General features: G+C 69.8%; 3 protein-coding genes. All 3 read right to left on the bottom strand.

Annotated elements, in window-relative coordinates; translation table 11 throughout:
• Positions 1-121 precede the first annotated feature (121 nt).
• From ACFC0O_RS02075 to ACFC0O_RS02085, 3 genes are read right to left on the bottom strand one after another with little or no spacing between them, the layout of a single operon-like run.
• Complete coding sequence (locus ACFC0O_RS02075; protein ID WP_375953037.1) at positions 122-715, bottom strand: fasciclin domain-containing protein; 594 nt, start codon at positions 713-715, stop codon at positions 122-124.
• Positions 715-927, bottom strand: a complete 213-nt coding sequence (locus tag ACFC0O_RS02080; protein WP_364635621.1) for an MbtH family protein — start codon at positions 925-927, stop codon at positions 715-717. Before ACFC0O_RS02080 ends, ACFC0O_RS02075 begins: the two co-directional genes overlap by 1 nt.
• A complete protein-coding gene (locus tag ACFC0O_RS02085; protein ID WP_375953039.1) occupies positions 924-24,113 on the bottom strand; it encodes a non-ribosomal peptide synthase/polyketide synthase in 23,190 nt (7,729 codons plus the stop codon). Before ACFC0O_RS02085 ends, ACFC0O_RS02080 begins: the two co-directional genes overlap by 4 nt.
• Positions 24,114-24,238: the final 125 nt, after the last annotated feature.

The following is a 24,238-nucleotide window of genomic DNA, read 5'->3' on the forward strand; positions in this document are numbered from 1 at the left end:
CGATTTCCTCACTGTAGTGCGACCAATCGCAGATGTTAACCGGCGGTGGGTATTTCAGCGTGGAAACCATGAATGTCGATACATTCGCCTTTAATGCCTGAATTGCACGAAATCACCATTTCTATGACGGGGTGAGCACCCGATCGATGAGATATACGGTGGCGGTGGGGGTGTGGAAACCACCGCAGACCAAACCCGCCGCACCGATCCGGATAACCGAACCCGAGCGGGTGATGGTCAGGCTGTGACCCTCCAGCGTGGGATGGGTACCGGGCAGCGCCTCGGGCGTGAGCTCGAGCGGAATCGTCTGGTACGCGATGAGTTTGAGTACGGCGGCCGGATCGGTGCGGAAGGTCGCGGCCGCCTCGGGAGCCAACTCGGACAGCGCGGTGGCGGTGGGGATGAACATGGTGATGCGCCGGGGCGCGCGGCCCGCCCGCGCCGACCGGGCGGTCGGCGTCGCGGGCGGGTAGAGCAGCGCGTCCAGCAGCGCGGTATGCGGTGTGAAGGCCGCCGGATCTCCCGATGCCTTTGCGGCGGAGCGGTATTCGTCGCAGCCGGGCCCGATCAGCTCGGGCGGTTCCGAATGCGCCGCCCCGGTCCCGGCGGCGAGCGGCGGGCCCGGGATCTCACCCGCGGCCTGCTCGGGCGGACTGCCGAACGGGCCGGAGGCCGCGACGGCGAGTGCCAGCGCGGCCACGGCCGGATACCGCATCATTCTTCGGTCGCGGCGATCAGGCTGTTCGGGCGCATATCGGTCCAGTGCATTTCGACATAGGCCAGGCAGCCGACCCGATCGCCCTCGTAGACCGCCTGCCAGCCGTCCGGCACCGCGGCGAAGTCCGGCCAGAGCGAATGCTGGCCTTCGGCATTCACCAGTACGGCGAAGCGGCCCTCCGGGTTGTCGAACGGATTGGTGGCACTCATCGATGGTCCCTTTCTGCTCCGGTGTGGATGGAAACCTCCGACCGCCCGCCGATATCGCGCAGGTGGTCGCACAGCACCGGGCCGATCTCGTCGAGCGCCCGGGGTGAGCCCATATCGACATGCGAACAGGCGATGAAGCGTTCGTGGATCTCACCGCCGACGGTGCGCCGCCAGGGTCCGGCGCCGGGGATCGGCTCGGGCGGGCGGTTGGCGATGATCGGCGAATCCTGTTCGGTGGCGGTGAAATACAGCAGATCACCGTCGTAGCGGCCGGGCCGGAAGCTGTAACCCATGCTGGTTCCGGCCAGATATGCCGCGTACAGCCGCTCCACGTGCGCGGCATCGAGCGAGCCGAAGGGGCCCTGATGTTCGTGCAGCAGTTCGGCGGCCCGCTCGGAGGAGACGTTCTCCGCGGCCAGGCTCGCATCGCCCAGCAGCGCGGCGAGCAGCTCCCCGGCGCTGGGGTCGGCGATCTCGGGTTCGTCGGCCAGCACCCGGCTGTCCAGCATGGCCAGCAGGTCCACCCGCTCCCCCGCCGCCCGCAGCCGGATCGCGATCTCGTACGCGATCAGACCGCCCAGCGACCAGCCCAGCAGGTGGTACGGACCGTGCGGCTGCACCGTCCGGATCTCGCGGATATAGCGTTGCGCCACTTGCTCGATGGTGTCCAGCCCGCTCGTCTCCTCGGTGAGGTGCGGCAGTTGCAGACCGTACAGCGGACGCTCGGATTCCAGATGCGGGAGCAACCCGGTGTAACTCCAGGCCACGCCGCTCACCGAGTGCACGCAGAACAGCGGCGGCAGTTCACCTTCGGCGCGAATGGGCAGCAGTGGCAGCAGCGCGGCCTCGATGGGATCGGGGCCGGTGCTGTCCGGGCTGCTCATGCGGGCGGCGATCCCGGCCGGGGTCGGATCCAGGAACAACGCCTGCATGGGTACTTCGATGCCGCCGCGCTCCCGGATGGCTGCCACCAATTGTGTTGCCAGCAGGGAGTTTCCGCCGAGCTCGAAGAAATTGTCGTCCGCGCCGACGGTGTCGAGCCCCAGTGTGGCACCGAAGCATTCGCACACCAGTGCCTCGGCCGCGCCGGCCGGAGCCCGGTAACCGGCCGCGGACAGCAGCACCGGTTCGGGCAGGGCGGCCCGATCGAGCTTGCCCGACGGGGTGAGCGGCAGCGTATCGAGCACCGTGATCGCCTGCGGCACCATATATCCCGGCACGCTCAACGCGACGTGCCGGCGCAGCTCGGCGGGGTTCAGTCCCGCGTCACCGCTGACGTACGCCGCCAGAATCATGGCGCCGCTGCCCATTTCGTACCCGATGGTGGTGGCGGCCCGCACGCCCGGATATCCGGCGAACGCGGCGTCGATCTCGCCGAATTCGATGCGGAAGCCGCGGATCTTCACCTGATCGTCACCGCGCCCGAGGTATTCGAGCTCGAGCCCGGCGGGCCGCAGCACCCAGCGCACCAGATCGCCGGTGCGATACATGCGCTCGCCGGGTCCGCCGAAGGGATGCGCGACGAACCGCTCGCTGGTCAGGCTCGGCCGATCGTGATAGCCACGCGCCAAAGCGGTTCCGGCCAGGTACAGCTCACCGGGGACGGCGAGCGGTACCGGGCGCAGCCGGTCGTCCAGCACGGTGAGCCCGAAACCGCGCAGCGGTGCGCCGATGGTGACCGGCGCGCCGGGGCGCAGCGGTGCGCTGATGGTCGCCGCCACCGTCGCTTCGGAAGGCCCGTAGGCATTGAGCATGGTGCGCTGCGGTGCGCCCGCGGTCCAGCGTTCCACCAGTTCCGGTCCGGTGCGATCGCCACCGACCATGATCATCTCGAGTTCCTCGAGCTGTTCGGGTTCGACCGTGGCCAACGCCGCCGGGGTGATGAAGGCGTGCGTAATCCGTTCCGAGCGCAGCAGTTCGCCCAGTTCCGCGCCACCGAACACGGTGGCGTCGGCCAGCACCAGGGTCGCGGCCGAGCCCAGCGCGAGCAGCAACTCCAGGATCGCGGCGTCGAAACTCGGTGAGGCGAAATGCAATACCCGCGATTCGCCGGTGACGCCGCCGCGTTCGGCCAGCTCCGCGGTGAAGTCGGCGATGCCCGCGTGCGTGACGCTCACGCCCTTGGGCAGACCGGTGGAGCCGGAGGTGTAGATCAGATACGCCGGATTGGCCGGATGCGGACGGCCGTGCAATTCGGTATCGGCCAGCGCCGCATCGGAATACGCGCGGATCTCGGTGGCGAAGGACGGATCGTCCAGCACCAGCCAGTGCGCGCCGTCCGGCAGTTCCGCCCGGCAGCGCGCCACGGTCAGGCCGATCGCGGCGCGGGAATCGGTGAGCATGTGCTCCTTGCGCCGGGCCGGGTACGCCGGATCGACGGGCAGGAACGCCGCACCGGTCTTGAGTACCGCGAGCATGGCGCGCACCGAGTCCACCGACCGCGGAATACCGACCGCGACATAGCTTTCCGGTCCGACACCGCGCGCGAGCAGCGCCCGCGCGAGTCGGTTGGTGGACAGATCCAGCTGCTGGTAGCTCATCTGGATCTCCCGATCGCGCACCGCGACGGTGCGGGGCGCGGCGGCGACGGCATTGCCGAACACCGCCGGGAAGGCCACCGGTCCCCGGGAGGCGGGACCGCGGGCGGGGACCAGGCGGCGGGTCTCGTCCGGGTCGAGCAGGTCGAGATTGCCGACGGGTGCGCCCGGATCGGCCACGGCCGCCGCGAGCACCCGCACGAACCGCCCGCACAGCTGATCGGCGCTGTGCGCGTCGAACAGATCGGCGGCGAAGCTCAGACTCAGTTCGATACCGTCCGGAACCCCGTCGCCGGCTTGGGTTTCGGTCAGCGTGAATTGCAGATCGAACTTGGCCGCCTCGAAACCGGGATCCTCGGCGCGCACGTCCAGCGCGCCCAGCTTCGGCAGTCCGGGCACGGTGTTGTGCACCGACAGCATCACCTGGAACAGCGGATGGTGCGCCGCCGAGCGCACCGGATCGAGCGCCTCGACCAGCCGCTCGAACGGAATATCGGCGTGCGCGAAGGCATCCAGATCGGTTTCGCGCACGGTGTCGAGCAGTTCGGTGAACGAACTCGCGCCCGCGACCCGGGTGCGCAGCACCAGGGTGCCGACGAACATGCCGACCAGACTGTCCAGTCGCGGATCGACGCGACCGCCGATCGGGGTGCCGACCACCACGTCCGAGGTGCCGCCGAGCCTGCTCAGCACCACCGCCAGCACCGCGTGCAGCAGCATGAAGACGCTGACCCCGTGGCGGCGCGCCAATTCGGTCAGTTCCTCGTGCAATTCGGCGTCGATGCGGGTGTGCACCGTGGCCCCGCGCTGGGACGGCACCGGCGGACGCGGCCGGTCGGTCGGCAGGGTGAGGCAATCGGGCAGACCGGCGAGCTTGCCGGTCCAGTAGGCGAGCTGACGGGCGGCCGGACTCTCCGGATCCGCCTCACCGCCGAGCACCTCGTGCTGCCACAGACTGAAATCGGCGTATTGCACCGGGAGCGGAGCCCATTCGGGCGCGCGGCGCGCCTCCCGGGCCGTGTACGCCAGTGCCAGATCCGCGGCCAGCGGTGCGGCGGACGCGCCGTCGGCGGCGATGTGGTGCACGACCAGGACCAGCACATGCTCCTCGGCGGCGAGGCGCAGCAGCCGGGCGCGAATCGGAAGCTCGCGCGTCACATCGAATCCCGTCGCCCCGAAGGACCGGATGAACTCCGGCACCCCGGCGGCGGCGACCTCGGTCACCGGCACCGCCAGTGCCGGATCGGCGACGGGCAGCACGATCTGATGCGGACCGTTCGCATCGGCCGGGTAGACGGTGCGCAGCACCTCGTGCCGGTGCACCACATCGGCGACGGCCGCGCGCAGCGCATCGGTGTCCAGCGCACCGCGCAGGCGCAGCACCAGCGGGATGTTGTACGCGCCCGACACCGCGTCGAACCGGTTCAGCAGCCACAGTCGCTGCTGCGCCGGGGACAGCGGCACCCGCGCGGGCCGGGGCCGGGCCTGCAAGGCCGGGCGGTGCGAACCACCCGCGGACAGCGCCCGATCCAGTACCACCGCAAGGGATTCCGGTGTCGGATGTTCGAACACCGCGCGCACCTCCAGGCGGCAGCCCGAACTCGCGGCGATGCGCGCCACCAACTGGGTGGCCGAGAGCGAATTGCCGCCGAGGTCGAAGAAGCTGTGATCGGCGCAGACGCGTTCGCGACCGACCACTTCGGCCATGGCCGCGGCGATGGTGATCTCACTCGGCGTGACCGGCGCGCGTCCGGTGTCGGCCACCGTCAGGGTCGGCTCCGGCAGTGCCCGGCGATCGAGTTTGCCGTTGGGCGACAGCGGAATCGACTGCAACGGCACGAACGCCGTCGGCACCATATGGCCCGGAAGTCGCTGTGCGAGCTGATCGCGCAGCTCCTTCGGGGTCACCACCGCGTCCGCCGTGACGGCGAACCAGCACACGATATGCGCGCGCCCGCCCTCGTCATCGCGAACCTCGGTGTGCGCGAATCGAACTCCCGCGCACGCCGCGACGGCCGCGGTGATCTCACCGAGCTCAACGCGGAAGCCGCGCACCTTGACCTGATCGTCGGCGCGGCCGACGAACACCAGATCACCCTCGGCATTCCAGCGCACCAGATCTCCAGTGCGGTACATCCGGGAACCCTTGTCGTCGAACGGATTCGCCACGAACCGCGCACTGCTGAGCGCCGCGCGGCGGTGATAGCCGCGCGCCAGCCCGATACCGCCGACATAGAGTTCGCCGACCACGCCCGGCGGCACCGGCCGCAGGCGCGCGTCCAGCACCACCGTGGTCACCCCGCGCATCGGGCGGCCGAGCACGATCGGCCGGTCCGGGCGCATGGGCTCGGAGAAGGTGGTGGCGATGGTGGCCTCGGACGGGCCGTAGCCGTTCACCATGTCGCGGCCGGGTCCCCACTGCTGCACCAGATCCCGGTCGAACGCCTCACCGCCGACGATCATGGTGCGCAGGCTCGGCAGCGACCAGCGCGCGGAATCGATACTGGCCAGCGCGGCCGGGGTGATGACCGCGTGGGTCACCGCATTGGCCTCGATCAGCTCGGCCAGTGGATCGCCGCCGTAGACATCGGTCGGGACGATCACCATGGTCGCGCCCGCGCACCAGGCGAGCAGCAGTTCCAGCACCGCCACGTCGAAGCTCGGCGAGGCCAGATGCATGGTGCGCGAGGCGGGTTCGACACCGAACCGGACCCGCTGCACCTCGGCGCAGTTGAGCAGACCGCGATGGGTGACCGCGACGCCCTTGGGCAGACCGGTGGACCCGGAGGTGTAGATCAAATACGCGATATCGTCCAGGCTCGGGGTGCGCCGCAGCTCCCGGTCCGTCAGCGCCGCGCCGGACTGCTCGGCGGCCTCGTCGACCGGCATCCACTCGACACCCGAATCGGCGGGCAGCGCACCGCGATCGGCCGGGCGGGTGAGCCCGACGCGGACCGCGGAATCGGTGAGCATATGCCGGATGCGATCGGCGGGGTGCCGCACATCCACCGGCAGGAAGGCCGCGCCGGTCTTGGCGATGGCCAGCGAGGCCGCCACCGATTCCACCGAGCGGGACAGCCCGAGCGCCACCACGGTGCCGGGGCCGACACCGTGGCCGATCAGCGTGCGCGCCAACCGGTTCGTCCAGGCGTCCAGTTCACCGTAGGTGAGCGTCCGATCGCCCGCGACCAGCGCGGGATGATCGGCCCGGACCGCCCGGGCGAACAGTTCCGCCAGGGTGATCGACGCGGCGGCGGCCGCACCGCGCGCGGGCATGAGGGTCGAGCGCTCCCACGCCGAGAGCACATCCGCATCGCCGACCGCGGTACGCGGAGCGGCCACCAGCGCCGCCAGCAGCCGCACGTAGCGACCGCCCATATGCTCGGCCGTCGCGGCGTCGAACAGATCAGTGGCGTAGGTCAGCGACATCTCGATACCGTCCGGAACGCCCTGCGCGGTATGGCTTTCGGTGAAGGTGAACTGCAGATCGCATTTGGCCAGTCCGGGATCGACCGGGAACTCGGCCACCGCGACCTCGGGCAGGCGCACGGTCGGCGACCCCATATTGGTCAGCGACAGGCTCACCTGGAACAGCGGGTGGTGCGCGGTCGAGCGCACCGGATTGAGCACCTCGACCAGTCGCTCGAACGGCAGGTCGGCGTGGGCGAAGGCATCGAGATCGCCCTCGCGCACCGCCGCCAGCACCTCGGTGAACGCGGCCGCGCCGTCGATCTCGGTGCGCAGCACCAGGGTGCCGACGAACATGCCGATCAGCTCGTCCAGCGCCGCGTCACCGCGTCCGGCCACGGCGGTACCGATGGCGATGTCACCGGTCCCGCTGGTGCGGGCGATCAGCACCGCCAGCACCGCGTGCAACAGCATGAAGACGCTGACATCGTGGCTCCGGGCCGAATCCAGCACGCGCGCATGGAGTTCGGCGTCGATCCGGGTCACGATGCTCTCGCCGCGATGCGAGGCCACCAGCGGGCGCGGGCGGTCACCGGGCAGTTCCAGGCATTCCGGAAGGCCCGTGAGGTGTTCGGTCCAGTAGTGCAGCTGCTGCGCGGCGAGGCTGTCCGCATCGTCCTCGCTGCCGAGCAATTCCCGTTGCCACACACTGAAATCCGCGTACTGCACCGGCAGCGGCGACCATTCGGGCGCGGCTCCGGCGCCGCGCGCCCGGTAGGCGGTGACCAGATCCCCCGCCAGCGGTGTGAGCGACCAGCCATCGGCGGCGATGTGATGGATCACCAGGATCAGCACGTGTTCGTCCAGGCCGACGCGCAGCAGTGCCGCGCGAATCGGAATCTGCGCGGCCAGATCGAATCCGGGCTGCGCGGGTTCGAGCGCATCGGCGGCCACGGTGTGCGGGCTGGACACGATGCGCGTGAACGGCACCGTCACCTCGGCCGCGTCCAGCACCAGCTGATGCGGTCCGTCGGCGTCCTCGGGGAAGATCGTGCGCAGCACCTCGTGCCGTTCTACGACATCCGATACCGCCCGCTGCAACGCGGTCGCGTCCAGGCGTCCGGTCAGCCGCAGGCCCACCGGGACGTTGTAGGCCGCGGAGACCGTATCGAACCGGTTCAGGAACCACAGCCGCTGCTGTGCCAGGGACAGCGGGATGCGCGCGGGCCGCGCACCGCCGGTCAGCGCCGGACGTGCGATGGCGCCGACCGAATCATCGAGCAGCAGCGCCAATTCCGCCGGTGTCGGATGTTCGAAGACCGCGCGGACCGCGAGCTGCTGTCCGGAGGCCGCCGCCAAACGCGCGACCAGCTGGGTCGCGGAGAGCGAATTGCCGCCGAGTTCGAAGAAGCCGTGATCGGCGCACACCTGATCATGGCCGAGCACCTCGGCCATGACCCGCGCCACCAGCTTCTCCCCCGGGGTGCGCGGTGCGCGCCCCTGCGCACCCGCCGTCCAGGTGGGCTCGGGCAGGGCGCGACGATCCAGTTTTCCATTGGGCGACAGCGGAATCGACGCCAATGGCACGAAGATCGCCGGCACCATATGGATGGGCAGGCGTTCGGCGACGAAGTCGCGCAGCAGCGCGGTATCCGGGATCGCCGGGCGTGCGCCCGCCGCACCGGAGCCGTCCCGATCACCACTCTGCCCCGCGGCCGCATCGGACGGACCGGCGGGAACGATGTAGCAGACGATCGCCGGACGACCCGCGGCGTCCGCGCGGATCTCGGTGTGCGCGAACGCGATTCCCTCGGCCTCGGTGACCACGGCGGTGATCTCGCCCAATTCGACGCGGAAGCCCCGGATCTTCACCTGGTCATCGCTGCGGCCGACGAATACCAGTTCACCGGTATCGGTCCAGGTGACCACGTCACCGGTGCGATACATCCGCTCGCCCGGCACCGTCGCGAACGGGTTCGCCACGAAGCGGTGCGCGGTGAGGCCGGGACGCCGAATGTAGCCGCGCGCCAGCCCATCTCCGCTGATGTACAGATCTCCGGCCACACCCGGCGGCACCGGGCACAGCCGTTCGTCCAGGACGACCACGGCGGTGCCGCGCACCGGCCGCCCCAGCGTCACGACGGCCGTATCGGCGGCCAGCGGTTCGGAGATCACGCTCATGATGGTGGTTTCGGTGGGGCCGTATCCGTTGTAGAAGGATCGCCCGACCGCCCAGCGCGCCACCAGTTCGGTGCCGACCGCCTCACCGCCCACCACCAGCGAGCGCAGTGCGGGAAGCCGCCAGCGCGTGGCGTCGATGCTGGCCAGTGCGGCGGGGGTGATGAACGCGTGCGTCACCCCGGTGCGTTCGAGCAGTTCGGCCAGTTCGTCGCCGCCGTACACCTCCGGCGCGGCGATCACCAGGGTCGCGCCCGTGCACCACGCGAGCAGCAGTTCGAGCACCGCGGCGTCGAAGCTGGGTGAGGCGAAATGCAGTGCACGGCAGTCGGCTTCGATGCCGTAGCGGGTGCGCTGTTCCACCGCGAAGCCGCCCAGGCCGCGATGGGTCACCGCCACACCCTTGGGCACACCGGTCGAACCGGAGGTGTAGACGATATAGGCGGCATCGTCGATGCCCAGGCCCCGGACGCGATCGTGCTCACCGATCGGCGCGGCGCTGCCGGTCCGCTCCAGCTCGGCCAGCGTGAGCCAGCGCGGCCCCCGCGGCAAAGCCGTGACATCGGGCGCATTCGTCACACCCACGCGCGCACCGGAATCGGTGAGCATATGGGTGATTCGCTCGGCGGGATAGCGCATATCGATCGGCGCGAAAGCCGCACCGGTCTTGGTGACCGCCACCGTGGCCAGCACAGAATCCGGTGACCGGGACAGACCCAGCGCGACGATATCGCCGGGGCCGACACCGTGCGCGATGAGCGCGCGGGCCACCCGGTTGGATCGCTGATCGAGTTCGCCATAGCTCATCGATCCCGAATCCGCCACTACCGCAAGGGCATCGCGGGAGGCCGCGGCGGCGGTGAAGAGTTCGGGCAGGGTCGCCGCGACCGGTCCGTTCACCCCGCGCGCGGGCACCAGGTCGGCGCGCTCGGGCACCGACAGCAGGTCGATATCGCCGACCGCGGTATGCGGGCGGCCGCTCACCCCGGCCAGCAATCGAATGAACCGCGCACCGAGCCGTTCGGCGGTCGCCCGGTCGAACAGATCGGTGGCATAGGTCAGGCGGATATCGATACCGTCCGGATCCCCCTGTGCGGTACGGGATTCGGTGAAGGTGAATTGGAGATCGAATTTCGCGATCTCCAATTCGATCTCGGCCACGGTGACCTCGAGCTCATCCAGGCGCGGCAGCCCCGGCATGGCGTCGTGCACCGACAGCATGACCTGGAACAGCGGGTGATGCGCGGTGGAGCGCACCGGATCGATGGCCTCCACCAGGCGTTCGAACGGAATATCGGCGTGCGCGAAGGCATTCAGATCGTGATCGCGCACCGAAGTCAGCAATTCGGTGAACGATGCGGCGCGATCGACCTCGGTGCGCAGTACCAGCGTGCCGGCGAACATGCCGATCAGCGGGTGCAGCCGGGCATCGGACCGGCCCGAGATAGGCGTGCCCACGGTGACATCGGCGACACCGGCCAGCCGGGCCAGCAGCACCGCGAGCACCGCGTGCAGCACCATGAACAGCGTCGCGTCATGGTCGCGGGCCAGGCGCGCCAGCGCGGCGTGCGAGGAGCCCTCCAGCCGCGTGGTCACCGAGGCGCCGCGTTGCGACGGCTGCGCCGGGCGGTTCCGGTCGGCGGGCAGTTCCAGGCATTCGGGCAGTCCACGGAGGCGGTCTGTCCAGTACCCGAGCTGGCGGGTGGCGATACTTCCGGCATCGGCCTCATCGCCGAGCAATTCGTGCTGCCAGATGCTGAAATCGGCGTACTGCACGGGCAATTCGGCCCAGTCGGGCGCGGTGCCCCGCAGCCGGGCGGTGTAGGCCGCGGCCAGATCCCCGGCCAGCGGTGCGGTGGAACCGCCGTCGGCCGCGATGTGGTGCACGACCACCGCGAGCACATGCTCGTGCTCGCCGACGCACAGCAGTTCCGCCCGCAGCGGCAGCTCCGTGGTCAGGTCGAAACCGCGCACGGCCAGCGCGCACAGCCACTCCTGCACCGATTCGGCGGCCGAATCACGCACGGGCAGTTCGAATTCGGCCGCGTCCACGGGCAGCACCACCTGATGCGGACCCTCGGCGTCCTGGGGGAAGAGGGTGCGCAGCGCCTCATGCCGTCGCACCACATCGCCCAGTGCCGCGGTCAGCGCCGCGCGATCCAGGGTGCCGCGCAGCCGCAGCGCCACCGGAATGTTGTAGGCCCCCGACTCGGTGTCGAACCGGTTCAGGAACCACAGTCGCGCCTGCGCCGGGGACAGCGGCACCCGGGCCGGGCGAGTGGCCCGGCCGAGTTCGGGCAGTGCCGGATCGTCCTGCGCCAGCAGCTCGTCCACGAAGCGGGCGAGCTCCTGCGGCGTCGGATGTTCGAAGACCGCGCGCACGCCGAGGCGGCGACCGGTCACGGTCGCGATGCGCGCCACCAGCTGGGTCGCCGACAGCGAGGTGCCGCCGAGTTCGAAGAAGTCATGGTCGGCGCACACGCTGTCCAGGCCGATGACCTCGGCCATCGCCGTGGCGACCATGATCTCGGCGGGGGTCTCCGCCGCCCGGCCCGGCGCCACTTCGTATTCCGGGTCGGGCAATGCCCGGCGGTCGAGTTTGCCGCTGGGCGCGAGTGGAATGCGTTCGAGCACCGTGACGGCCGCGGGCACCATGTAACCGGGCAGCCGGGTGGCGGCGTGGGCGCGCACCGCGTCCCGATCCGGTCGCTCCGAACCGGTCGGCACCACATAGCCGACGATGCGCGGGGTGCCGGTGTCATCGGCGCGGATCTCGGTGTGCGCGAAGCCGATTCCGGGGAATCCGGCCAGCACCGCGCTGATCTCGCCGAGTTCGATGCGGAAGCCGCGGATCTTCACCTGATCATCGCTGCGGCCGACGAACACCAGCTCGCCCGAACCGTTCCAGCGCACCACATCACCGGTGCGGTACATGCGCTCACCGGGGGCCGCGGCGTACGGATTGGCCACGAAACGATCCGAGGTGAGCGCGGCCCGGCCGACATAGCCGCGGGCCAGACCCATCCCCGATACATACAGCTCGCCCGCCACTCCGACGGGCACCGGACGCAGCCGGGTGTCCAGCACGGCGAGGGCGGCTCCTCGAATGGGACGGCCGAGCACCACCGGGCGATCCGGGGCCAGCGCCTCCGAAATCGCCGGGGCCACCGTCGCTTCCGAGGGACCGTAGGCGTTGAACATGGCGCGATCGCCCGCCCAGTGCGCCACCAGATCCGGACTGACGGCTTCACCGCCGACCACCAGGCAGCGCAGCGCGCGCAACGGCCACGCCACCGGATCGATGGTCGCGAGCGCGGCGGGGGTGATGAAGGCGTGCGTGACCCCGTTGTCCTCCAGCAGGGCCGCCAGTTCGTCACCACCGTAGATATCGGCGGCGGCGACCACCATGGTCGCGCCCACCGACCAGGCCAGCAGCAGTTCGAGCACCGAGGCGTCGAAACTCGGCGACGCGAAATGCAGGGTGCGGCTGCGTGATTCCAGGCCGTATCGATCGCGCTGTTCGAAGGCGAAGGCGGCCAGGCCGCGATGCGGAACCGCAACGCCCTTGGGCAGGCCGGTTGAGCCGGAGGTGTAGATGATGTAGGCCAGATCATCGGCCAGCAGCGGTCGTGAACGCTCCGAATCCGTCACCGGGGCAACGGATCCGGTGGCATCCAGCTCGTCGAGCAGCAGCCAGGACACGCCGGGTTCGGCGGGCAGGCGCTCGCGATCCGAGGCGATGGTCAGGCCCAATCGCACACCCGAGTCGGTGAGCATATGCCGGATCCGGTCCTCGGGATGGCGCACGTCGACCGGCAGATAGGCCGCACCGGTCTTGGTCACCGCCACGGTGGCCAGCACCGATTCCAGTGAGCGCGCCAACCCCAGCGCGATCACCTGACCGGGTCCGGCTCCCTGGGCGATCAGGGTGCGCGCCAGGCGATTCGACCATTCGTCGAGTTCACGATAGGTCAGCGTGCGCGTGCGCGAGACCAGCGCGATCCGATCGGGATCGGTCGCGGCGGCGGCGAACAACTCCGGCAGGGTGCGGACGGTATCGGTGAGCGCGCCGCGGACCGGGGCCAGCGACCGCGCCTCCAGCGGGGTGAGCAGTGCCAGATCACCCACGGCCGCAGCGGGATCGGTGATCGCCGCGTCCAGCAGGCGCACGAAGCGGCGGGCCATTTCCACCGCGGTGCCGCGGTCGAACAGATCGGTGGCATAGGTCAGGCACAGTTCGAGCTCGCCGGTCCGCCCGGTGCTGTCCGCCGCCTCGGTGAAGGCGAATTGCAGATCGAATTTCGCCGCGGCCGGGTCGATTCGGGTGATGCCGACCTCGAGGTCGGGCAGTCGCAGCGCCGGTGCGGCGAAATTGTCCAGCGACAGGCTGACCTGGAACAGCGGGTGGTGCGCGGTGGAGCGATCCGGGTTGACCGCCTTCACCAGGCGTTCGAACGGCAGGTCCGCGTGCGCGAACGCCTCCAGATCGGCCTCGCGCACGGTGCGCAGCAGCTCGGTGAAGGAGGCGCCGCCGTCGACGCCGGTGCGCAGCACCAGGGTGCCGACGAAAGCGCCGATGAGCCGGTCGAGTTCGGGTTCGGCGCGGCCGGCGATGGCGGTGCCGATCGCGATATCGGAGCTGCCGCCGAGCCGGGCCAGCAGGACCGCGAGCACGGCGTGCAGCACCATGAACTCGCTGACCTCGTGCTTACGCGCCAGTTCCGCCACCCGCACGGCCAGGTCCGCGTCCACGCGGGCGCGCACCGAACCGCCGGAATGGGTGGCCACCGTGGGCCGGGGCCGATCGGTGGGCAGATCGTGGCAGTCCGGGATACCGGCCAAGCGCGTACGCCAGTAGTCCAGTTGCCGCGCGGCCACGCTCTGCGGATCGTCCTCGTCGCCGAGCAGTTCGGCGTGCCAGACCGAGTAATCCGCGTATTGCACCGCCAGCGGCGACCATTCGGGCGCGCGCCCGGTGCGGCGGGCCGCGTAGGCGGTCATCAGATCGGTCGCCAGCGGTGCGAGCGACCAGCCGTCCATGGCGATGTGGTGCACCACCAGCGCGAGGGCGTATTCGTCATTGCCGGTGCGCAGCAATTCGACTCGCAACGGCAGTTCCGCGGTCAGATCGAAGCCCTGTTCGGCGGCGACCTCGACATGCTGTTCGAGTTCGAGCGGGGAGGTCTCCAGCACCGACAGCGGCAGTGGCGCTTCATGAATCGGCATGACCACCTGGTGCACGCCCTCATCGTCGAGCGGGTACAGGGTGCGCAGGATCTCGTGCCGGGCGATGACATCGGTGAGGGCGGCGCGCAGCGCGGGCTCGTCCATCGCACCGCGCAACCGCAGTGCCACCGGAATGTTGTACGCGCCGGAGGTGGGATCGAATTGATTGAGGTACCACAGGCGCATCTGCACCGAGGACAGCGGCACCCGCGCGGGCCGGGTGAGCGCACCCAGTCGCGGCCGATCCGAGAACGTCTGTCCGGCAGCCTGATCCAGCACGCGGGCCAGGCCCTCGGGCGTGGGATGTTCGAAGACATCGCGGACCGCAGGGCGGATTCCGCACGCGGCCGCGATCCTGGATACCAGCCCGGTCGCCGAGAGCGAGTTGCCGCCGAGGTCGAAGAAGCTGTGATCGGCGCTGACCTGCTCGCGGCCCAGCAGCTCGGCCATCTCCGCGGCCACCAGGATCTCCGTCGGGGTCGCCGGTGCCCGGCCCGCGGTCAGGCCCGCGTCCCACTCCGGATCCGGCAGGGCGCGGCGATCCAGTTTTCCGCTGGGAGACAAGGGGATCGAGGCGAGCGCGGTGACCGAGGACGGCACCATATGCGCGGGCAACCGGGTGCCCACGTGTGCGCGCACCGCCCGGGGGTCCACCGTATGCGGCGGCTCGGCCAGCACATAGCTCACGATATGCGCGCGCCCGGCCGCATCGTGCCGAACCTCGGTGTGCGCGAAGCGAATCCCGGGCAGGGCCGCGACCACCGCGGTGATCTCGCCCAGTTCGATCCGGAAGCCGCGCACCTTGACCTGGTCATCGCCGCGGCCGATGAAGACCAGTTCACCGTCGCTCGTCCAGCGCACCAGATCGCCGGTGCGATACATGCGCGCACCGGCCGCACCGAACGGATCCGCGATGAAACGGGCAGAGCTCTGCCCCGGCCGCGCGAGATAACCGCGCGCCAGGCCCGCGCCGCTGATGTACAGCTCGCCGACCACGCCGACCGGAACGGGTCGCAGATGGCGATCCAGTACGGCCAGACCGGTGCCCTGAATCGGGCCGCCGAGCACGATCTGACGCTGCGGCACCAGGGCGTTCGAGATGGCGACGGCGACCGTCGCCTCGGAGGGACCGTAGGCGTTGAACAACCGGCGACCGGCCGCCCAGCGCTCGACGAGCTCCGCGCCCACCGCCTCGCCGCCGACGATCAGACTGCGCAGCGCCGGCAGGGCGTACGCGTCCGGATCGAGTCCGGCCAGCACGACGGGGGTGAGGAAGGCGTGCGTGACGTGTTCGCGCTCCAGCAGTTCCGCGAGTTCCGCACCGCCGTAGAGCTGTGCCGGGGCAATGACCAGCGTCGCGCCCGCACCCCAGGCCAGCAGCAGTTCGAGCACCGCGGCATCGAAACTGGGCGAGGCGAAATGCAGTGTCCGGGAGCCGGATTCCACACCGAACCGATCGGCCATGGTGCGGGTGAAATTGGTGAGCCCGGTATGGGTGACGGCCACGCCCTTGGGCGTACCGGTCGATCCCGAGGTGTAGATGAGGTAGGCGATATCCGACATCCGTTGCGGTGCGGTGCGATCCGCATCGGTGATCGGACCGTCCGGCAGTGCGGTGAGGCGAGCGGTGAGCGCCGGATCGTCGAGGACCAGCCAGCTGACTCCCTGATCCGGCAGCGCGGCACGCTGCGCGGTCATGGTCACACCGATGCGAGTGCCCGAATCGGTGAGCATGTGCGCGATGCGCCGCTCCGGGTAGGCGGGGTCGACGGGCAGGAATCCCGCACCCGATTTGGCCACCGCCACCGTGGCACACACCGAGGCGATGGAGCGCGGAATACCGAGTGCCACGATGGTTTCCGGGCCGACGCCGTGCGCGACGAGCAGGCGGGCGAGCCGGTTGGACCGCCGGTCCAATTCGGCGTAGGTCAGTTGCTCGTCGCCGAAGCGCACGGCGATGGCCGCCGGGTCGATCGCGGCCGCGGCCGCGAAGATATCGGCCAGCGTGCACTCCGGGGCCGCCGCCGGACCCGAAACCGGTGTGAGAGCGGCGATTTCATCCGGGGTGAGCAGCGGCAGCGCACCGACCGGACGCTCCGGATCCGCCACCGCGGCGGTGAGCATCGCGGTGAACCGTTCGGTGAATCGGCGCGCGGACTCCGCCTCGAACAGATCGGTGGCGTAGGTCAGGGCGAGGTCGATGCCCGCCGGATCACCCTGTGCGGTCTGCCTTTCGATGAGGGTGAATTCCAGATCCCAGCGGGCCCCGCCGGTGGCGAGGGCACTGGCGACAGCCTCCAGCCCGGGCAGTCGCAGCGGTGCCGGGGTGGAGCTGTGCAGCGACAGCATCACCTGGAACAGCGGATGATGTGCGGCCGAACGGGTCGGGGCCAGCGCGTCCACGAGCTGTTCGAAGGGCAGTTCGGCGTGTGCGAAGGCATCCAGATCGGCCTCGCGCACGGTGCCGAGCAGATCCGCGAACGATGCGCCGGTATCGACGGCGGTGCGCAGCACCACCGTGCCGACGAACATGCCGATCAGATCGTCCAGGCGCGGATCCGTACGGCCCGCGACCGGTGTGCCGATGGCGATGTCCTCGGTCGCGGCCAGTCGCGCCAGCGTCGCCGCCAGCGCGGCGTGCAGCACCATGAACACGCTGACGCCATAGCGCTGGGACAGCGTGGTCACCGCGGCGTGCAATCCGGCGTCCAGCGGTGCGTCGATGGTCGCGCCGCGCTGCGAGGCCACCGCGGGACGGGGCCGATCGGCGGGCAGTTCCAGGCATTCGGGCAGCTCGGCGAGCCGGTCGCGCCAGTACCCGAGCTGTTCCGCGACCAGGCTGTCCGAATCCTCGGGGCTGCCGAGCATATCGTGTTGCCACACACTGAAATCCGCGTATTGGACCGGCAGCGCGGACCATTGCGGCGCGGACCCGGAACGGCGGGCCGCGTACGCGGTGGCCACATCCGCGGCCAGCGGGGTGAGCGACCAGCCGTCGGCGGCGATGTGGTGAATGACCACCACCAGCAGGTGCTCGGTCGCGCTCAGCCGCAGCAATGCGGCGCGGATCGGCAGTTGCGTCGTGAGATCGAAACCGGCGGAGGCGAATTCGAGCGCATCGGCATCGGCGGTGCCGACGCCCGAGTCGATGGCGGCGAAGGGCACCTCCACCGTGGTCGCCCGCACCACCTGGTGCGGACCCGTGGCGTCCTCCGGGAAGATGGTGCGCAGCACCTCGTGCCTGCCCACCACATCCGCCAGAGCCTGGTGCAGGGCAACGGGTTCCAGGCTTCCGGACAGTCGCAGTCCGATCGCGATGTTGTACGCGCCGGATGTGCTGTCGAACCGATTGAGGAACCACAGTCGCTGCTGCGCCGGCGAGAGCGGCACCCGGGCGGGGCGCTCCCCCGCTTCCAGCACCGGCCGCGCCACCGCGGGCATCGAACGGTCCAGCAGTTCGGCGAGCGCGCCGACGGTGGGCGCGTCGAACAGCGCCCGTACTTCCACCCGGGTACGCAGGGTCAGGCCGAGTCGCCCCGCGACCTTGGTCGCCAGCAGCGAATTACCGCCCAGGGCGAAGAAGTCGTCGTCCAGACCGACCTGTTCGATGCCGAGCACCTCGGCGAGGGTCGCGGCCACCGCTCGTTCGGTGCGGGTGCCGGGCGCGCGGAAGCGGGCCACGGTGAACACCGGTTCCGGCAGGGCGTTCCGGTTCACCTTGCCGGTCGCGGACACCGGCAGTTCGGGCAGCACCATCAGCGCGGCCGGAACCATATAGGCGGGCAGCAGTGCGCCGAGCCGGGTGCGCAGCGCGTCCGGATCGATATCCCGGCCCGGTGCGGGCGCGAGGTACGCCACCAGCTGCTCACCGCGTCGCACGTCCGTATGCGCGAGCACGACCGCGGCGTCGACATCGTCCTGCGCCAGCAGCGCGGCCTCGATATCGCCGAGTTCGATGCGGAATCCGCGCACCTTCACCTGGAAGTCGGTGCGCCCGTGGTACTCCAGCTCTCCGGCCGCGCTCCAGGATGCGAGATCGCCGGTGCGGTACATGCGTTCGCCCGCGGTGGCCGCGAACGGATCCGGTACGAACCGCTCCGCGGTCAGCGCGCCCAGGCCGATATAGCCGTGCGCCAACTGGATTCCCGCCAGGTACAGATCGCCGACCACCCCGGCGGGCACCGGGCGCAGACGGGCGTCGAGCACATAGACCCGGGTGTTCCATTCCGGGCGGCCGATCGGTACACCGTCCGCGTCGGCGTCGTCGACCAGGTGCGCGGTCACCGAAACCGCCGCCTCGGTGGGGCCGTACAGATTCCACAGCTGGACAGCGGGATTGGCGCGGCGGAAGCGCTGTGCGATCGCGGCGGGCAGCGCTTCGCCGATGGCGAGCACCGCGCGCACCGAATCCGATAGCTCCGCCTGCGAACCGGCGGTGAGCGCGGTCAGCAGCGACGGCACCAGATGCAATACCGAGACCCGCTGTTCCCGGATCAGCGCGGTCAATCGGGCCGGATCGCGCTGGGCGTCCGCGGCGGCGATCACGGTGCGGCCGCCGGTGAGCAGACCCGAGTAGAACTCCCAGACCGACAGGTCGAAGGTGGCGGCGGTCTTGAGCAGCACGGTGTCATCACCGGTAATGCCGAAAGTGGTTTGTTTCCAGAGCAGTTGGTTGACCACCGCGCGATGCGGCACCGCGACGCCCTTGGGTCGTCCGGTGGAGCCGGAGGTGAAGATGACGTACGCGGTGTTCAGTGCGCGCAGCGAGGTGATCCGGTCATGGTCGAGTACCGGGTACGGCGGCAGTGCGGACAGGTCGAGCGCGTCGATCTCGAGCACCGCGATGCCGTTGTGCGGCAGGCTGTCCGAGTCCGCGCGCACCGTCAGCACACAGTTCGGGGCGGCCGTGTCCAGGATGGCCGCCAGGCGTTCGGCGGGCTGATCCGGATCCAACGGCACATACGCGCCGCCCGCGGCGGATACCGCGTACATGCCGACGATCAGCTCCACCGAGCGGCGCATGGCCAGCGCGACCCGGACCTCAGGTCCGACGCCGAGTGAGATCAGATGGCGGGCAAGGCGATTCACCCGTTCGGAGAATTCGCGATAGGTCAGCGACCCCGGTTCGGCCGAGCCGGACGCGTCCACCAGGGCCACCGCCCCCGGTGTGCGCGCGGCCTGTGCGGCGAACAGCGAGACCAGAGTTTGACGCGGGTCGACCGGATGGCCGGTGGCGTTCCAGCGCTGCAGGATGCGCCTGCGCTCGGCCCGATCCAGCAGCTCCAGCTCACCGATCACCTGATCGGGGCAGACGGCCACATCGGCGAGCAGCCGTTCCAGGCGACCGGCGATTCCGGCCACCGTGCTCTCGTCGAAAAGATCCGTGGCATAGACGAAGTGGCCGGTGATACCGGCCGGCGCACCCGACTCGTCGTACTCGTCGGTGAGCACCAATTGCAGATCGAATTGGGCGACGCCGGTCTCGATCTCACTGCCGGACACCGTCACCCCGGGCAGTTCGATGCCGATGCGGCCCAGGTTCTGGAAGGAGAAGCCGATCTGCACCAGCGGATGCCGGGCGGTGGAGCGCACCGGGTTCAGCTCCTCCACCAGGCGCTCGAACGGCAACTGCGCGTGCGCGAACGCCGCCAGATCCAGGGCGCGCTGCCGGATCAGCAAGGTGCGGAAGGATTCGGCGGGATCGGGCTGCGCCCGGAACACCACCGTATTGACGAACATGCCGATCAGGGCATCCAACTGTGCTTCACCGCGACCGGCGACCGGGGTGCCGACCGCGATATCGAGGCCGCCGGACAGCCGGGACAGCAGTACCGCGAAAGCCGCGTGCACGGCCATGAACAGGGTCGCATCGGTATCGCGCGCGAGCCGCAGCAGATCCGCGTGCGCGGCGGCGGGCACCGATACGCCCGCCTTCGCACCCCGGAAGGATTGCACCGCCGGGCGGGGGCGATCGTAGGGCAGCGACAGTTCATCGGGCAGGTCGGCGAGCCGGGTGCGCCAGTAATCCAGTTGTGCCGCAGCAAGACTCGACGGATCGGTGGCATCACCGAGGGTTTCGGCCTGCCACCGGCTGTAATCGGCGTACTGCACCGCCAGCGGAGCCCAGCCGGGAGCCCGCCCGCTGGTGCGCGCTGTGTAGGCGTGCGAGAGATCCGCGAAAAACGGTGCGAGCGACCAGCCGTCGGCCGCGATGTGGTGAATGACCACGGCCAGCACGTGATCCCGGGCTCCGGTGCGCAGCAGTTCCATCCGCAGCGCGGTCTCGGTGGTCAGGTCGAATCCGCGAGAGCCGATGGCGCGCAGGCGATCATCGAGTTCGGCGGTGTTCACCTCCGCGAGTTCGAGCGCCGGTATCGCACGCTCCGCGGCCAGGATCAACTGGTGCGGCCCCTCGGCGCTGTCCGGGAAGACGGTGCGCAGCGGTTCGTGCCGGGTGATCAGATCCGCGACCGCCGCGCGCAGTGCCGCGATATCCAGATCACCGGTCATGCGGACCGCGAAGGGGATGTTGTAGGTACGGGCGCTCGGATCGAAGCGGTTGATGAACCAGACGCGCAGCTGCGCCGGGGAGAGCGGGATATGCGCCGGACGCGGGCGCGCGACCAGCTCGGCATGCGCCGGTGTGGGCAGCAGCGTGGCCACCCGAGCGGCCAGACCGGTGACCGTGGTCTCCTCCAGCACCAGCCGGACCGGTACGGCCACACCGAGTTCCGCGCCGATGCGGGCGGCCACCCGGGTCGCGCTCAGCGAATTGCCGCCGAGCGCGAAGAAGCCGTCGTCCAGCCCGATGCGCTCGATCTCGAGCACCTCGCCGAGCACCGCCGCGACCACGCGCTCGGCCGAGGTGACCGGTGCGCGATAGCTGACGGTCGCCGCGACGGGCGCGGGCAGGGCGCGACGATCGAGTTTGCCGTTGGCGGTCAAGGGGATCGCGTCCATGACCACGCACGCGGCGGGCACCATATAGTCCGGCAGGCGTTCGCCGAGCGCCGCCCGCAGTTCCGGAATATCTAGTGCGGCAGCGGATTCGGTGACCACGTAGGCGACGATGGCGGGTTCGCCGGAATCGTCGTCGCGCACGATCACCGCGGCCTGGCCGATGCGGTCCTGCGCCAGCAGCGCGGCCTCGATCTCGCCGAGTTCGATGCGGAAGCCGCGCACCTTGACCTGATCGTCGGCGCGGCCGAGGTATTCGAGCTCTCCGGCGGGGGTCCAGCGCCCCAGATCGCCGGAACGGTACAGCCGGGTGCCGGGCGCGCCGAACGGGTCCGCCACGAACCGGGTCGCGGTCAGCGCGGGCTGCCCCAGGTAGCCGCGCGCGAGTTGTTCACCGCTGACGTAGATTTCACCGGCGACGCCGATCGGCACCGGCCGCAGCCGATGGTCCAGCAGGAAGATGCCGAGCCCGGGGATGGCGTGTCCGATACCGCCGCCGCCCGCCGCCGCGGCCGCGCGATCGAGTGCGCGATAGGTGACGTGCACGGTGGTCTCGGTGATGCCGTACATATTGATCAGGCGCGGCGCGGTCTCCTCATGCCGCTGATACCAGTCCGCCAGGCGGCGCGGCTCGAGCGCCTCACCACCGAAGATGATGTAGCGCAACGCCAGTGGCGGTGCGCTCGGATCGAGGTCCGCGGCCGCGCGGTCGGCGGCGACCAGCTGGGAGAACGCCGACGGGGTCTGGTTCAGCACCGTCACCTGTTCGCGGCGCAGCAGTTCCAGGAACAGCTCGGGCGAGCGGGAGGTCTCATAGTCCACCACCGCGAGCGCGCCACCGTGCAGCAGCGGGCCCCACAGTTCCCACACCGAGAAGTCGAAGGCGTAGGAGTGGAACAGCGTCCACACATCGTGGTGGTCGAAGGCGTAGTCGGCGGCGGTGTTCGCGAACAGGGTGACCACATTGGCGTGCGGGATCTGTACGCCCTTGGGGCGGCCGGTGGAGCCCGAGGTGTAGATGACGTAGGCGATATTTCCGGGTGTGAGCGCGCCGATTCGGTCGGCCGGGGTCACGGGTGAGCCGTCCGCGGCCGGGTCGACCGCCTCGATCATGATCACCGGAAGCTCGCCCGGCAGCGCCGAAGGCAGTGCGGCGGTGGTGATCACGCAGGCCGGGCGGGCGTCGGAGAGCATGTACTGGATGCGATCGGCGGGATAGTCCGGATCGACGGGCAGATATCCGCCGCCGGACTTGATCACCGCGAGCAGCGCGACCACGAGATCGATCGAGCGCGGCAGCGCCACCGCGACCAGCGTTTCGGGTCCGACCCCGTGCCGGATGAGCTCCCGGGCCAGACGATTGGCCCGGGCGTCGAGTTCGGCGTAGGTCAGGGTCGAATCACCGTGCAGCACCGCGGTCGCGCCCGCGTGCGCGGCGACGGCGGCGTCGAACAATTCGGCCAGGGTGGTGGTCGCGGGCAGTGACCGGGCCGGGGTCAGCGCCCATTCCCGCAGCACCAGCTCACGTTCGGCCGGGCTCAGCACCGTCACCTCATTGAGCCCGGATTCCGGTGCGGTGGTGAGAAATTCGGTGAGGTAGTCCAGGAAGCGGCGGTGATGCGCGCGCAGCTCCTCGGCGGTGTACCTGGCCGGATTGCCGATGAAGTCGACATGCAGCTCACCCGGGCCGGACCCGTTGTAGATATTGATCGACAGATCTTCGACCGCACCGGTGGACAGCAGATGCATGGTCGCCGCGGCGTCACCGAAGCGAATGCCGTTGTGGAACAGCATGATGTTCAGCACCGGGCCGAAGAAGCTGCGGTGTTCGCCCGCGCCGCCGCGATCGCGCTGCATGTCCTCGTGCCGGTACCGCTGGTGACGCAGCGCGTCCCGAATGTTCGGGCCGACCGTCGCGGCCAGGTCCGCGATGCTGCGGGCGGCGGCGATATCGATGTGCAGCGGAATCACATTGGAGACGTAGCCCGCGGACATGCGCAGCTCATGGGTGGTGCGCGCGGTGACCGGCAGGCTCAGCGTGACCCGCGAGCGTCCGGTGACCGCGGCCAGATACGCGGCGACGCCCGCGGTGAGCAGCGTCGCGCGCGATTCGCCCAGTCGTTCCCGCGCCGAATCGAGTTCGGCGAGGCAGGCCGGTGCGAGCATGCCGCCTTCAATCCAGCGATCGGCCTCGGCGGGACCGTAGCGGTCGCTGAGGGTGAACGCGGAGTCGATGGCGTCGAGCTGGGTGCGCCAGAAGCGCCGGTCCTGTTCGAAGGCCGACGATTCGCGGTAGGCGGATTCGTGTTCGTACAGCGCGCGCAGATCGGGCGCGGCGGCCGGACTGGGCGCGCTGCCGTCGGTGAGCGCGTTGTAGTGCTCGGCGATCCGCGCCACCAAGAGCATGGCGCCGTAACCGTCGATGGCGATGTGATGCATCTTGGCGTACCAGAGGTATTCGGCCTCGCCGGTACGCAATACGGCCGTGGCGTAGAGCCGGTTGTCCAGCAGCGCGATGGGCTCGGCGCAGTCGCGCCGCATCCAGGCCATGGCCGCGGCGCGCGGATCGTCGCAGGAGCGGAAGTCGTGCCTGTCGATATCGATGGAATCGTCCGGTAAGACCAGTTGCCGTGGGCTGCCTGCTACCTCGACGATGCGCAGCCGAAAGCTCTGCAAATCATCAGCACATAGACGCATGGCGTGACCGAGGCGAGGAATGTCGAAATCGCCGTGGATCTCGACGTACTGCGCGACCGTCAGCGGGACACCGGGCGCGATGTGCTGGGCGTTCCAGATACCAGTCTGCGCCTCTGACAAGGGGAAAGAGCTAACGGTGTCCGATGCGTCACGACCTGCGGGCTCCGAGGCCAAGGCGGTCATCAAAACACTCCAATCGCCGATAGAGGAATCAGGACTTTCTCCGAACTTGCTCGAGGCAGCCAGCAACACATCCGCAAAGCTCCGAGTAGGGAGTCGTCCAGACCAGGCGGCCGGATTGGTATTCG

The sequence above is a fragment of the Nocardia sp. NPDC056100 genome (assembly GCF_042266325.1).
Lineage (GTDB): Bacteria > Actinomycetota > Actinomycetes > Mycobacteriales > Mycobacteriaceae > Nocardia.

Bases quoted from the DNA above. Each gene is read 5' to 3' on its own strand.
- ACFC0O_RS02080 (WP_364635621.1), bottom strand. From the start codon at position 927: ATGAGTGCCACCAATCCGTTCGACAACCCGGAGGGCCGCTTCGCCGTA.
- ACFC0O_RS02075 (WP_375953037.1), bottom strand. From the start codon at position 715: ATGCGGTATCCGGCCGTGGCCGCGCTGGCACTCGCCGTCGCGGCCTCC.
- ACFC0O_RS02085 (WP_375953039.1), bottom strand. From the start codon at position 24,113: ATGACCGCCTTGGCCTCGGAGCCCGCAGGTCGTGACGCATCGGACACC.